This is a genomic window from Intestinibaculum porci (genome assembly GCF_003925875.1).
In the GTDB taxonomy this organism is placed as follows: Bacteria; Bacillota_I; Bacilli_A; order Erysipelotrichales; family Coprobacillaceae; genus Intestinibaculum; species Intestinibaculum porci.
Map to the genome: position 1 here is coordinate 2898299 of NZ_AP019309.1, position 15213 is coordinate 2913511.

Below are 15213 nucleotides of genomic sequence, written 5' to 3' on the forward strand. Positions count from 1 at the left end.
AAGAATTTAAACTTTCCATCCTTTGCTTTTGCCGTATTTGATAATAAAAGCGATATTCGATTTTTCAATCTTGCTCATGCGATTATAAACCGTCTCCTGATTGGTTGTTGCATCACTCTGTTTGATGCGCTGATTATACCAGTCCTTCTTTTTAAAATAAGAAGATAAATCACTATTCGAGAAAATATAGCCATTACGCGCATAGATTTCATTTTTCGCATAGTGCAGCTGTTTTTGTGATAACCCCGCTAAGTCATCAGTGGTCAATTCCACCGATGAACTCGTCGCCAGAATATAATCATCGAGCGCTTTCGCCTCAGTTTCCTGCTTTTGTTTTTCGACCGCCGCATGATGTGACGTTGTAATATAAGGAATGAGAAAAGCACTGCCGCCAGCAACGATGAAAGAAATAAAGAGCGCCACAATAATAAAGCCGAATAAAGAATGGTGCTTTTCCTCAATCGGCAAAGGCTCACTGACTTTTTCTTCCTGACGCTTTGGCGCACTCATCGGCCGTATCACCGTTGTCTCTTCATCATTAAAAGTAAACGTCTGTTTGGGTTTTGGTTTGGTTTGGACAACCGTTTTTTCCGGAGCTTTCCGGACCACTTTCTGGGGATCTAATTTGGCCCCGCAGTTCGTGCAGTAAATTGCTTTATCTTTCAGTGCTGCCCCGCATTCTGGACAGTATTTCATGGTGATCCCTCCTACACATCCTTCATATAGCCTGGTTTGATATAAATAGCGGTCCCAATCGTCACAACCACAAATTCAATCACCAGTGCTGAAAATGGCACCGTCTTCGTTTGGATGCCGAAAACCAAAGCTAACATTGCGACTGATGTCACAATCAGTCCGATAAAAGCGAGCATGCCAAAACGGCGAATCAGCCGTTCCTGCTCCTTTCTTTTGCCTTCATTGAACTTCAGGGTTCCATACCCCCAGGCCATGAGGCCAATCGCTATTGCACAATAGATCATTTTTTTCACCTACTCATAATTATGATTAAAATAGTCGCTTAAAGGCGTCCCTTGCTGATAGGCCTGAATTATTTCCTCAATCGCTTTTGCGCCATCGTTGACAGCCTGCTGATAACGCTTTGCCAGCAAAGTGATATCCTCGGCCATAACAGGATCAGGCTTTTTCATAATGAACATTTCTGAGAAACTGCCGATATGCAAGGCACGAATCAAACTTGATAGCATTTTTCTCAATAAGAGGCTATGCCCGTAAAGCAGGCGATTGAGTTTACGAAAAGTGCGAATACACGTATGAATAATCGCCGCTTCCACACCTAAGATCCGGCCGATGCGCTGACATGTTGCGGCATCGTCAGGGAAAGTCTGGGCAACTGTTTTTCGCCGCGTCGGATAGACTTCCATAAAATGCATATCGAGTTCACGTTCTATTGCAAAATGTCCAAAATGCTTCTCTTTGACAAGCTGATTAATAAGGGGATGACAGGCATGATCCAAGCTGTAATGACAAGCAAATCCCAGCAGATACACCAGACTCTCCTCATCTTGCATATGCGTAATCGCATCAGCAAAAAAGGGCTTAGCCTTTGCTTCATGAAGCATCCCGCCGCGACCATTAATCAGGTTCTTCTTAGTAGGATGATAATAAAACAAGAGATCTGGTCCCTGGAGACCTAAATAAAACATCTCCTGATGCTGCTGAATAAACTGCTTGTATGGTGATATATGCATGACATCATCGCCAAAACACTGATGGGTAAAACTTGCTGGCATAGACATTTTCCTTTCATTTTTTCATTATAATTCTCAAGCTGTAATAATCAAGACAAAGAACTGAAAAAAGCTTCCGCAGAAGCTTTTTTAAACAAGTTTGACAATCAATAAGACAACTAACAGACCAACCACGGCAGTGATCGCCACTAACGCGGGTATTTTACAGTTGGACAACCTCATATTTTAAATTATACGCTTTAAAAAAGCGTTTTTTTGTCAACTTTTTCCATTTTTAATCTCGTAATGTTCCATAATGTATGTTATAATGGTTTGGGAGAGGTTACATATGGCTAAACGTTTAAAATCAACCAAATCTAAAAACTCTGAATCATTCTATGTTATCGATGACTTCTATGATCCTAACACTAAAAAGAAATCTACCTTCGTAGCTGAAAAGCTGGGCAATATCAGGACTCTTATGGAAAAGTATCATACCGATTCCCGGGATGAAGTAATGAGGCAGCTTCAGCTCTATGTTGATGGACTAAGACAAAAAGACAGTGAGGACAAGGCAGACGTCAAACTAATCCTCAGTCAGGCTGATTTAATAGAAAAGGACAAGGAAAATCTCTTTAACATCGGATACATGTACATAAGAAACATATTATGCTCATTGGGCATTAAGGATATCTGCAAGGAGATATCAGACCAGTACAATTTTCAATACAATTTAGCGAGCATTATTAACGATCTTGTATCCGCTAGGGTTATTTATCCTTCATCAAAGCTGTCTACGTACAAATCAACTAATAAATTTCTCGACTTGTCCGATTATAAGCTGGCAGATGTTTACCGTTCCCTCAAAGTTCTTTCTGAGCAAAGGTATTTCATTGAAAAAATGCTTTATAAAAACAGCTCACAGCTTTTCAAAAAGAACACAGCGGTTCTCTACTATGACTGCACAAATTTCTATTTTGAGATTGAAGAAGAGGATGACTACAGAAAATACGGAAAAAGCAAGGAAAACAGACCAAATCCTATTGTGCAGTATGGTCTATTTATGGATGCAGATGCTCTCCCTTTAGCTGATTATGTCTTCCAGGGCAATATGAATGAGCAAAAATCCATGAGAGAGTTAGAGGCTATAGTTGAAAGAGACTTTGCAGTTTCAAAGTTTGTTGTCTGTGCTGATGCCGGACTCAACGGCTGGGAAAATAAGGTATATAATGACATGAAGAAAAATGGTGCCTATATTGTCACCCAGCCAATCAAGAAAATGTCAAAAGTAATGAAGGAATGGGCAATATCACCAGAAGGATGGAAGCTTGAGGGATATCCTGGAACTTTTAATCTTAATGATCTGGCTGATAGAGAAACTATAGAAATTGAAGGCGTAAAGAAGAAGATAAAAGATCTTGTTTTCTTCAAAAACAAATGGGAAAAAAGAACCAAAAAATCCGAATCATCAGGCGGTAAATACACTCTTGAAGAAAACTATATAGTTACTTATTCAAGAAAATTTGCCAATTACCAAAAACATATTAGAGATAAGAAACTAGAAAGAGCGAGAAAGCTTCTTGATAACCCAGGAAAACTTACAAAAACCAACCAACGCGACCCACGCTATTATATTTCTAAAACATCTTTCACGAAGAACGGTGAAGTAGCTAGTGATGCAATTTATACAATTGATGAAAATAAGATTGCAGAAGAAGAAAAATACGATGGCTTTTATGCTGTAACTACCGATCTTGAAGACAGTGATCTCTCATTAATTATTAGCGCAAACAAACAGCGCTGGGAGATTGAAGAAAACTTTGAAATAATGAAAAGCGAACTAAAAACAAGACCTATGTATGTATCAAAAGAACATTCAATCAACGGTCACCTGTTAATATGCTTCATTGCCCTGCTGGTTTATCGTTTGCTTGAAAAAAAGTATATGAATGAAAAATATACGTGTGCAGAATTATTTGATACACTTCGCGATCTTAACCTAACCTATATAAATGGAACAAACTATATTCCATCCTTTAAAAGGACAGAAATCGTGGATGACCTAGCTGAAGTTTTTGGATTTCAGCCCTCACGAAAAATAATTACTCAAAAATATTTAAAAAAATTTCAAAGGGTAGTAAATTCTAAAAAAAGTACGAAACTGATTTGAATAAAGAAAAGGCAAAATATATTGATGTATTCAATGTATTTTGCCTTTATTAGCTTATCAGCTGTAAAATATGAGATCAAGACAAAGAACTGAAAAAAGCTTCCGCAGAAGCTTTTTTAAACAAGTTTGACAATCAATAAGACAACTAACAGACCAACCACGGCAGTGATCGCCACTAACGCGAAGAGAATTTTGTTTTGTTTGCCTTCCGCAATCTGAATCAGATGCGCCTGAGCCGGCGTCACCTGTTTACTTTCTTCCTGTAAAGGCTGCTCCTTAACCAGCGCTTTGATTTTTAAACCATAACCGCGTTTATAAACAATCGTATCGCTAAAACGTGATGTTGTCTGATTAAAAGCTGGAACATTGACCGGTAAGACGCCCTGGATCGTATGCGCGCCAAAGAGGCATTCCACCCCGGCCACAATATTAGGACCATACGCCTTTTCTGGTTTGAGGGCTTCGGTTGGATCCATCCCGGCATTGCCATAAACGGCGATCATGCCCTGCGCTTCTTTATATGAAGCAACATCATAAGGTTTTGCAATACTCATGATAATTCCCTTCTTTTTGGCGGCCGCCGCAATTTTCATCGCTAAAGCAGGTACGCGCGTCGCATAGTTAGAGGCATTCATTTGGGTATTCGTGACAATCTCGGAATTACAAATGACAATCGAGGCTTTCGCAATCTTTTGGGAAAGTTCGCTTTCCGACGTCTGCGCGCTATAGCGCATCACCTCATAGTGACTCTCTAAAGCAATCACCTTATTAGCCGTTAAGCGGCGCATCCCTAGTTTAATAGCTGGAATCTCATTATCATAAGGGGTTAAGAATAACACGTGATCATTCTTACTTAGTTTAATTGGTAAAACATTGCCTTCATTTTTAAGACATGTGACAGCTTTATTGGTGATCTCTGCTTCAATATTGTGATGCGCATCAGATCCCACCTGTTTTAAAGCTGAGGCTGGATACTGACTCGCTGCATAATTAAGAATCTTTTTCTTTTCCTTCAGCGTTAAAATACGTTTCACCGAAGCATCAATCGTGGCAACATCAATCAGTTTACGATTGACTTCACTTTCGAGTTCATTGAGTAAAGTCGCAAATTTACTCATATCTTTCGTCGTATGCACTTCCATTGGCATCACCAGTAAATCATTACCGGCATTAATAGCCTTCGTCGCCGCATTGAGTTCACTTAAGTTCTCACTGATTGCGGACATATTAAGCGCATCGGTCGCCACTACGCCCTGATAGCCTAAACGCTGACGTAAGACGACATTGACCATCGTTTTCGATAAAGAGGCCGGCGTATTTATATAAGTTCCTTTTTTGGTAATGATTTTATACGGATCAATACTCGGGTAACAAATATGTCCCGTCATCACCATATCCACGCCATTTTTAATAGCTTCCTGATAAGGCAGTAGTTCGCTTTGCATAAGACTTTGTAAACCTTTATTCGTCACAATTGGCAAGCCGCTATGGGAATCCGTGGCAGTATCGCCATGACCTGGGAAATGTTTCACACTCGCGATCACGCCAGTGCTATCGATCCCTTTAATCATTGCCGTACCATATTTTGCGACCGTCTTGGCATCATCAGAGAAGCTGCGTAAGCCGATCACCGGATTATTCGCATTATTGTTTATATCGACCACCGGCGCAAAATCGGTATTAATCCCTAAGGCTTTTAATTCTTCGCCCATCACTTTGCCAGCTGCAGTGGCCTTTTGCGGATCGTTTGTGGCAGCGGTGGCCATATTGCCGGGCATCGCACAGCCGATCTTTAACCGATTGACAATCCCGCCTTCCTGATCGGTACCAATGATCAGTGGAATTTTATTGGTGCTTTTTAACGCAGCCGCCTGCAGATCCTTCGTCAACTTAAGGGTTTGTTCTTTCCCCTGGATATTCTCACCAAAGAGAATGACCCCGCCAAAATCATATTGTGATAAGAGACTGCTGACATCAGTATTCATTTCTGTAAAGTTCTTATTATTCCACGTTCTGAAGTCAACGACCATCATCTGCGCCAGTTTCTGTTTAAGCGTCATTTTAGATATGATCGTATCAACTGAGGACGCGGCGGACACAACGGTCACGTTAGACGCTAACATCATCAGTGAGACAAGAAACATACCCATTTTCTTTATTCTCATTTTTTTCACCTTCTTAAGGTTATTCTATTATGTTTAAGCCTTTTTGACAACAAATAAAGAGCAGGATGCAAATCCTGCTCACAATTATTCAATGCGCACAAAGTCGCTGGCACCATGTTTACATAATGGACAAATAAAGTCATCTGGCAGTTCTTCACCTTCATAAACATAGCCGCAGACTGTACATACCCAGCCTTTTTTGCCTTCCGTCTGTGGTTTTGGTTTAACATTTGCCTGATAGAAGCTATATGTCATTGTCTCATGATTAGAAAGCACACGCGCTTCACTAATCGTACAGATATACATATGATGCGTGCCTAAATCAACGGTCTGTTCAACCTTTAAAGACATCACCGCATTGATATACTGCGGTAAGATGACTAAGCCGTTATCGGAACGTTTAACGTTAATACCGGCAAATTTATCAACACTGCGGCCACTCTGGAAACCATAGCGTTCGAAGACGCTAAATGGCGCATCCACGCTTAAGCAGTTGACATTAAGTTTACCTGTCTTTTCGATGATATGATCCGTATAGTTCTTCTTATTTACACAAACCGCTAAGCGGCTAGGATTTTCGGCAACCTGAGAAACCGTATTAACGATGCAGCCATTATCTCTGGTGCCGTCATTGGTCGTCACTACATATAAGCCATAACCTAATTTAAATAAAGCGGTCATATCATTTTTATTAGGAGCATCACTGGAAGTGCCGACATATTCCGTTGTCAATTCGTCCGCTAAAGCGACTAACTGCTTTCTTGATGTTTCGTTTAAAGCAGACTTAATGGTGACGGTGTTTTCACAGTAATCCAGTTTCTTACATTTTTCTAATTTACCTTTCATGACCTTGGCAGCCATTGGCGCCCAGGAACCATTTTCAATAAAAGCGACAGTACGGTTCTGGAAGTTACGTTCTACTAAGCCATCCAGGAATTCACGCATATAGGGGAAACAATCCGTATTATACGTTGTCGTTGCTAAAACAACCTTGCCATAATTAAATGCCTGAGAAATAGCTTCAGCCATATCACAGCGGGCTAAGTCCATGACTTTCACACTTGGCGTTTTGCGTTCATTTAACAGTTTGACAAGTTCTTCAACCGCTGCTTTGGTATGCCCATAAACACTCGTATAAGCAATTAAAATACCTTCCTGGCAGACATCATAAGTAGACCATTTATTATAGAGATCCAGATAATGATCTAATGGTGCTTCAAGAATAGGGCCATGTAACGCGCAGATTTTCTGGATATCTAAAGTAGCAGCTTTCTTGAGTAAAGCCTGCGCCTGCATCCCATACTTACCGACAATGCCGATATAGTAACGACGTGCTTCTTCATCCCATGGTTCATCGACATCTAAAGCGCCGAATTTCCCAAAGGCATCAGCGGAGAATAACACTTTATCATATGCATCATATGTAACCATAACTTCTGGCCAATGGACCATTGGCGCAAAGACGAAGGTTAATTCATGTTTGCCTAATGATAAAGTATCCATATTATTGACAACTAAACGCTTGTCTGTGAAGTTTTCGCCAAAGAAAGCTTCCAGCATATTAAAGGTTTTCATATTGCCAACAACCGTTGTATCGGGATAAACTTTCAGGAAGTTGGCGATATTGGCGGAATGGTCTGGTTCCATATGCTGAACAACTAAATAATCAGGCTGACGGCCATCCAAAGCTTCCGCTACATGATCTAACCACTCATGCGTAAAGTTTATATCAACGCTATCCATAACAGCGATCTTATCATCGAGGATGACATAAGAATTATAAGCCATGCCATGAGGAACATGATAATGTCCTTCAAACAGATCAACCTGATGATCATTGACACCGGCATAAACAATTGAATCGGTAATTTTTTTCATAAGATAATCTCCTTTTGATCATAATCCTATCTATAATCATAGTAAAACCAACCGCTTACATCAACACCATTTTCTCTTTTTTTCACAAAAAAATTCCAGGTACCCCTGGAACTAAGCAATCCATTTGAATGTTTTTAAAGAATAGAGCGGGACAAAAGGAATAAAGAGCGGTGTGGTACGCGCATATTCCTGATACCCTTCCTGATCTGAATAGACTTCTGCACGTCTGATTTCCATCCGTTTTGTCCGCGCTAAAGTCAGATACAAAACAAACAGGAAACCAAGGATACAGAAAAGCCACTGACCAACGCCAAAGACTCCGCCAATACCAGAGATGAGGGTGCCAAACCAGAATAAGATCGTGCCGAAATAATTAGGGCACTGCATATACTGATACAGCCCGGTATGCACATAGCCATCCGCATTGGCTTTTTTGGCTAAAGTTCGTTCGACTTCCGCGACGGTTTCAACGATTAAACCGGCAATCATGACAAACATGCCAATAATCGTAAAAATGCCATACTCACCGCCGTTATAAGCGCGATAGAGCACTGGTAAAACCATAAACGTATAGGCAATGGATAAAACTAGCCAAACAATAATCTTTGCATAGATCGGCATGGCACTCGCCTTAGTGATACGATTCCGATAAGCCTGGGATTTGAATTCCCGATAAATCAGGAAAGCGGTTGAACGCAAGCCATAAAGCATTAATAAGAATGCACACATAAATGTCGGAAAACTGATCATCCCGGAAAATAAACAGGCAATGGTTAAACCTGCCCCACAAATAGCCAAACCATAGCCAATCGATGTAAAATACGCATATTTATAGAAACCAACAGCACTCGTTGCCAGTGCCACAATCAGCACTGACAGGATGCAGATCGGAAATACTGCCATAGATATGTCCTCCTTCATAGCTTCATTATAGAACAACTATTCCTTAATGTTTAGTGATTTATGATTTTCAACACGTTTCCTTATGAATGTGAAATGGCAATTCATGTATTTTATGATAGAATAGAAGAGGAGGTTCTTATGGATACAAATTACGGACAATTTATTTCAAAAAAATTTATCAATACTTTATTTGCAATAACCTTTGCTTTTTTAGTCGTTCAGTATATCAATGAATTCACGGTTGGCAATAATATCATTCGTATTATCACAACCGTGTTATTCCTGATCGCCTTACTCATTACGTTATATTTCCACTTTGTGAATCGTGCTTTTGATTATCGTAAAGGCCATATCTTAAAACCATTGCAGAAAGATATGATGAAACGTTTAAACTTTAATGGCAAAGGGACTGTTTTAGATGCCGGCTGTCATTTAGGCGCTTATACAATTACTTTATCGAAAACGTATAAACATGCCATGATCACCGGCGTTGATCATGACACTAAGCTCAACTGTGAAATCAATGCGAAAGCAGAAAAAGTCAAAAAACGTACAACCTTTGTCGAGGGTTCACTTTCTGCGTTAGGTTTTAAAGACAAAAGTTTCGATGCAGTCACATCATGCCTCGCTTTTTCTAAAGCCAAAGTGAACACGCAAGGCATTACAGCAGCTTTACGTGTTTTAAAGAAAGGCGGCACCTTCTGCTTTGTCGATGACTTTGATAATCCTAAACATTACAATATTGAGGCTTTAATCGCTGACTTAAAGAAACAGGGTTATCGTCAGGTTGAGTATATCGCTCATTTAGAAGATGAAGATTATGTACCAAAGTATGTAAGAACACCTTTTGTGTATCGTCACATTGGCATGCTCTACGGTAAGAAATAGCCTCTTCATTGTATAACTGATTACGTTATGATCCATTGCAAGGTAAGGAAACTGCTTCTGACAGTTTCCTTTTTATTTAGAAAACAAAAGCGGGCAGGCCAGAGGCCTCATCCCGCGTATACTTGGTCATTGATATATAGGCACAAGGATACCTGCGAATTCATTCGCGGGAGGAATTGTGCCATCCTCCTTCTCTATTTAACAGGCATATACCCACCTGCATGAATAATCTTCTCTACTTTCTTAACAGGCACTGACTTCTTGGCGTCTGTCACAACATATGTGCCTTTGTTATGAACGCCCTTTGCCCTATGCTTCTCTCCGCCAATAACAACAGTATCGCCAGGACGCAGTGTATAGTGGCTTCTTCTGATCACGCGTCTGCCTTTCGAAACTTTCCGCTCTCTGAATACGCGAAGGTTCTTCTCGGAGTGTCTTGACTCGCTTCTGTCTGTGCGTCCGCATGACAGCTCTGCACCTTTCTTTGTCTTGCCGTCTCGTGCATCAACGTATTTTGCATCAAAGAATTTTTCAAGGATGCGGTTATTCCGTCTCAGCTTCTGAAAATGCATAAAAGGCGTCCTGCGTCTTGGATGGAATTCTCCCATGGCGTAGGCGTCATTGGCATGCGACTTTTCAAGGTGTAGGACTCTTCTTGCCTCCTGCGTAGCAGCGCCATATGTCATGTGCCATTCTAAATCAGGGTGGGTGCTTTTCAGCGTTCTGAACATCTGCCATCTGACAGCGTTCATGAAGGCTGCGCCGTTAAACGGCTTCGTCCTAGGCTTCAGGTCGTACAGCTTTCCGCCCGGCTTGTGGTTTGCCGAAGTATGGCATTTTGTGCAGACGGTCAGCAGATTGCTCATGCGGTTCGTATGATCGCCTGTTTCGAAGCCGATATGATGCACTCTCAGAATAGCGCCTTCATCCGCGGTTTCCCCGCACACCTGGCATGTGTAATTGTCACGATAGAAAACGGCTTTTCTCAGCGTGTTCATGCCGTATCGCGGCCCCTTCTGATAATCATCGCCTTTAAGCACGGTGCCTGTTGCCTCAAACTCATGCATGGCGTGGACGTCAAACGAGCCCATTTCAAACGTGGCTGAGACTATCGGCATGACCTCAAGGAACCGCTCAAAAATACGGATATGCTGATCACGGATGTTTCTCAGCGACGGCGCCAGCCATCCTTCCTTTTTGGAAGCTGTCCGATTATCAAAACGGGGCTTTCTGTAGCGAAGCCTGTTTCTTCTTGCGCGGCGCATTTTCCGACGGTCATCGTGCCGCTTCTTCTCATCCTGAAGCATGTCAAATTGGCAGTCAAAATACTCGTGTTTTTCTGATTTGATGGATACACCAATATGTTTGTATCCCGTATCGCAGCAGTACTCGATCGGCTGCATATTCTCGCTTACGATTCTTGTAAGCATGATCGTGAACGGCTTATACTTAAAGATAACAGCCTTACCGCTTTTCAGCAGCTTTCTTGCACGGTACTCGCTTGTCGGCATCAGCGGCTTTTTATCCGGCGCTACAACGCATACGCTCATGGAAATTCCTCCTCGTATAATATGTTTGTAATTTGATTAATGAATCATCGCTAGTAATTGATGATTCTTTAGATTTGAATATACACTTCAAATCCAGGATAATAGATTCTGTTTTGAACCTAAGGTTGTATTCTTTCCTCCTGCGGCCCCTATGGGATGTCCGCTTCAGAAAGACTTATTCCTCAGCCAAAACAGTTCTTTATACCCTAATGAGTTTGTTGAAGCTTTGTTTGCATTGTCTTCTTATTTTCGAGGTCGCGTTTGTCTTGGCTTAGAGGTGCAGTTCAAAACAAATTACTATCAATTTATGAAATGAGGTACTTATCGTGAAAAACAATATCTTTTCAAAACAATATGATTTATTTCTCGGTTTAGACGTTTCTAAAGGCAAAGCAGACGCTGCCATTTATAAACGTAACAGAGATAGAAATGTTAAATCCAAATTTGTTCGAAAGGCGATAAAGTTTAAATTCACCAAGCCAGGTGTCGATGAGTTCCTCGATACCGTTAGACATTACAAAGATGAAGACTGCCTGAGCGTTCTTTTCGCAATGGAAGTAACAGGCGTGTACTCTGACAATGTCTATATGTATATACGCGATCATCTCCAGGAAAGTGAAGCAGTTAAGTTTCTGGATACTAAATTCGTTGACAGGTGGCGCGATGCACACGGATATGCCAAATCCGATCCACTTGACGCTAAGACTATTGCACAGATGTGCGCAACTGATGATGATGCACGTTATGTTGAAAAAGCTCCTAATTACAACGAAGAAAACAACAAAAAAGGACATGCGAATCTAAAACTTCTGACGCATCGCTATCAGCAGCTGAATAAACAGCTAAATGCTGAATACAATCGACTGAGTGCACAGTGTGAAAAGTTCTTCCCGGAGCTTACCGCTGTTTTCTCAATACGTTCTGCGACTGCGCTTGCAATCTTAGAGGCATATCCTACTGCACATCATATCATTAAATCTTCTAAAAATGAAGTCTTTAATGTGGCTTACGAGGCCTCTAAGCATCGCTGTAAGGAAGCTAAAATAGACGATTTGTTCGATCTTTGTGAAAATACCATTGTTACTCTTAATGTTCCTCAGGAAGCTGAACTGATCACCGTTGAAATGGTCAGCAGTATCAGAAATCTGCTTCAGACAAGGAGAAACTACAAGAAAATGATGGTTAATCTTGCTTCAGAACAGCCTGCATTTAAGCGTCTTCAGACATTAATCGGTGTTGGTGAAGAATCCGCAGCTATGATTCTTGGTGAGGTATATGACATAGCTCTTTCCAAGAAAGCGGAAAACTTTGCATCATACTGTGGATTAACGCCAAGAAATAAGAAATCAGGTTCATCAGTTGATACCCATGGGAAGATTTCCAAAATGGGATCGCCTATCCTCAGACACGCTATATACCTGGCATCAGAGTATGCCAGACGGCATAATCCATACCTTGCCAACCTTTTTGCAAGGGTTAAAAATGGCAATAAGAAGCGCCATAAGCTTGCAATAGTAGCTGTTGCCAATAAGATGGCACGTTATATTTACGCTATTCTTAAGCATGATAGTGATTTCGTACTGCTTTATGAGGATCTCATGAAGCTTCCGGAAGATACCCGAGCCACGTTCTTCCAAAGTATTACTACTGACATTCCAGAAAAGACAAGAAGATGTATTTACAAATATTCTGATGAGAATGGTGTAGTACATGATTTTACCTTTACTGGAAATGACTCAGAAGAGTGATACTGTATGTAGATTTTTGATATAAAACACATATGTTTCAATAACTTGTGACAACTTTCACATTTATACACACTAAGACGTTTTCTTTTTGCAATTTTTAATACTACATATTTGTAGTACTCACCTCTAATCCAAGACAAACTCACTTGGCTTTAGAATCAGAGTAAACAAAGATTCAATTAATTTATACAATTAACAAAATCAACTCCTTTCATATTTTCTATTGACATTTAATAGTATGTCTTTCCTGTAAAATAATAACGTTTGAATATATAAACTTAATCAGCTGAGCTAAGATTGATGAATAAGTGTGCGCTTACGCACGCCTGCATACGCTTGCCAGAGGCAGTATATATGCAGTTTCTCCCTTTCAGGGTAGTTCCCATCGCCAAGGTTATCCGCAGTTGTGTATGACATGCACACTTCTCCTGCCCGTCAGAGATGTTTAATGCATGCCCGCAGAGCGAGGGACGTGGGAAGAATCCCCAGGTGCCTGTATTTTTGCGGATAACGTAGTGCCCGAAACACATTAGGCTAATCAGCTAGTACATATGTACCGACGCCAGTCTTAGACTTGCGCGAGACAAGCCTGCGACTTTAGTCGCGGGTAGTTGACTGTTACTTTTTATATAAAGCCTGATAAACCTTTTGCAGCTTTTCATCGCGCTGCTTTGTGGCTTGCTCATCTTTACCATCATGATAATCATAGAAACCCTGTTTGGTTTTGACGCCATACTCACCTTTTAAATAGTGATCTTTGAGTGATTTAGGGACCCGATGACTATCTTCCAAATCAGGCATCAGATAATCCGCAATATGGTAGAACGTATCCAAGCCGCCAAAATCCATTGTTTCTAATGGACCGATACAAGCCCAGCGGAAGCCTAAACCATATTTAATAACATCATCAATGCCTTCTTTAGAGACAACTCCTGCTTCTACCAACGACAAAGCTTCCCGAATAACCGCTAACTGAATACGATTCGCTGCAAAGCCTAAGACATCTTTATTAACTAAAACCGGCTTCTTATCAATCTTTAAAGCAACGTCATAAACAGCCTGAGCAACGTCATCGCTCGTGGCATCATTTTTAATGATTTCAATCAGTAAAATCAATGTCGGCGGATTAAACCAGTGCATCCCTAGGAAACGGTTTGGATGTTTAACATGCGCTGCTAAACCATTAATGGATAAACCAGATGTATTGGTCGCAATAATGGTATGATCGTCGACAATTTGTGATAAGGACTCATAAAAAGCATTTTTAATCTCCTCATCTTCTGTCACATTCTCGACAATCAGATCAACATTTGATAAATCATTAAGATTTGTCGTGTATGCAATCTTTTCTCGTACTCCTTCACTAATATGGGTCTTGGCTTTGTCTAAAGTCGGCTGACGATGATTCCAAAGAGTGACATCAAAACCATACTGAGCAAAGATATCAGCCATTGAATAGCCCATAGTTCCGGCTCCGGCAATACCAATTCGTTTAATATTCATACGATCACCTTCTTTAGCTCTATTTTACTCCTATTTTTCAAACAAGTGAAATGAATCGTGGGATAGCTGTGAAAACACGTCTTCTAATGAGGCGTAAATGGCAACGTGATCACCTGCTAAATGATCAATAGCTACTAAGTCAGGAATACCGATCACATCAATATCAGCGGCTCTGGCTGCTTTGATGCCATTAATGGAATCTTCTAGAACTACCGCTTCTTCTTTTTTGATTTGATAATCGGCTAACGCTTTGAGATAAATTTCTGGATCAGGTTTGGTCTTTTCCACCTGATCTCCACATACATAGCAGGTGAAGAATTCATCTAATCCGGCTTTCTTTAAGGCATAACGTACATCCTGATAAGATGAGGAAGATACCACAATACATGTATCCTGGTGATTCTTAAGATAAGTGAGTAAATGGACAGCGCCTTTTTTCGGCATTAAGCCATGCGCATCCACATAGGCGCGCATTCGTTTTTCTTTTTCCGCATTATGACGGACCATAAAGTTACGATCACCTGTATAACGCTCAGCAACATCCTTCGCCATTTCGCCATTGGTTCCTAAGGTATGATGCAGGAGTTCATCAATCAGCTTAGGATCCCCTGGTAAGACTTCTTTCCAGAAACGCACATGTAATCTTTCCGTATCAACTAATAGTCCATCCATATCAAATAGCCAAACCTTTTTCATATAGTCCTCCTTATAAAAAGCACC

12 protein-coding genes are annotated in these 15213 nt (G+C 40.8%); 3 read left to right on the forward strand and 9 right to left on the reverse strand.

Annotated elements, in window-relative coordinates; genetic code table 11:
- Positions 1–6 precede the first annotated feature (6 nt).
- The 3 genes from SG0102_RS13900 to SG0102_RS13910 are packed head-to-tail and all read right to left on the reverse strand — an operon-like array spanning position 7 to position 1751.
- Complete coding sequence (locus SG0102_RS13900; protein WP_125120492.1) at positions 7–696, reverse strand: YARHG domain-containing protein; 690 nt, start codon at positions 694–696, stop codon at positions 7–9.
- Between the two features lie 11 nt (positions 697–707).
- Positions 708–980, reverse strand: a complete 273-nt coding sequence (locus tag SG0102_RS13905; RefSeq protein ID WP_125120493.1) for a hypothetical protein — start codon at positions 978–980, stop codon at positions 708–710.
- Between the two features lie 9 nt (positions 981–989).
- Entirely contained in the window at positions 990–1751 is a 762-nt protein-coding gene (locus SG0102_RS13910; RefSeq protein ID WP_157983068.1) for a zinc dependent phospholipase C family protein, read from the reverse strand.
- Positions 1752–2037: 286 nt separating this feature from the next.
- Between SG0102_RS13910 and SG0102_RS13915 the strand changes: the two genes are divergently transcribed.
- Positions 2038–3858, forward strand: a complete 1821-nt coding sequence (locus SG0102_RS13915) for an IS1634 family transposase (protein WP_125120495.1) — start codon at positions 2038–2040, stop codon at positions 3856–3858.
- A gap of 116 nt (positions 3859–3974) precedes the next feature.
- Here the strand turns inward: SG0102_RS13915 and SG0102_RS13920 are convergent, their stop codons facing one another.
- From SG0102_RS13920 to SG0102_RS13930, 3 genes are all read right to left on the reverse strand, one after another.
- The gene (locus SG0102_RS13920) at positions 3975–6023 is read right to left on the reverse strand and encodes a glycoside hydrolase family 3 protein (protein ID WP_125120496.1); all 2049 of its coding nucleotides are present in this window, start codon (positions 6021–6023) and stop codon (positions 3975–3977) included.
- Between the two features lie 84 nt (positions 6024–6107).
- Complete coding sequence (locus SG0102_RS13925) at positions 6108–7901, reverse strand: flavin reductase (protein ID WP_125120497.1); 1794 nt, start codon at positions 7899–7901, stop codon at positions 6108–6110.
- Positions 7902–8012: 111 nt separating this feature from the next.
- On the reverse strand, positions 8013–8804 hold the full coding sequence (locus SG0102_RS13930; RefSeq protein WP_157983069.1) for a DUF1295 domain-containing protein: 792 nt from the start codon (positions 8802–8804) through the stop codon (positions 8013–8015).
- Positions 8805–8942: 138 nt separating this feature from the next.
- On the opposite strand from SG0102_RS13930, the gene SG0102_RS13935 reads away from it, so the two are divergent.
- Positions 8943–9692 (forward strand): class I SAM-dependent methyltransferase, encoded by a 750-nt coding sequence (locus tag SG0102_RS13935; RefSeq protein ID WP_157983070.1) that lies wholly within the window; start codon positions 8943–8945, stop codon positions 9690–9692.
- A 194-nt stretch (positions 9693–9886) separates the two neighbouring features.
- On the opposite strand, the gene iscB is transcribed toward SG0102_RS13935, so the two are convergent.
- Positions 9887–11242, reverse strand: coding sequence for an RNA-guided endonuclease IscB (gene iscB, locus SG0102_RS13940; RefSeq protein WP_125120500.1), 1356 nt, complete (start codon positions 11240–11242; stop codon positions 9887–9889).
- 326 nt (positions 11243–11568) lie between these two features.
- Here iscB and SG0102_RS13945 point away from each other — a divergent pair, with 326 nt between their 5' ends.
- Entirely contained in the window at positions 11569–12990 is a 1422-nt protein-coding gene (locus tag SG0102_RS13945; protein WP_157983071.1) for an IS110 family RNA-guided transposase, read from the forward strand.
- Between the two features lie 618 nt (positions 12991–13608).
- On the opposite strand, the gene SG0102_RS13950 is transcribed toward SG0102_RS13945, so the two are convergent.
- The gene (locus tag SG0102_RS13950) at positions 13609–14493 is read right to left on the reverse strand and encodes a 3-hydroxyacyl-CoA dehydrogenase family protein (protein WP_125120502.1); all 885 of its coding nucleotides are present in this window, start codon (positions 14491–14493) and stop codon (positions 13609–13611) included.
- 30 nt (positions 14494–14523) lie between these two features.
- A complete protein-coding gene (locus SG0102_RS13955; RefSeq protein WP_125120503.1) occupies positions 14524–15189 on the reverse strand; it encodes an HAD family hydrolase in 666 nt (221 codons plus the stop codon).
- Positions 15190–15213 lie beyond the last annotated feature (24 nt).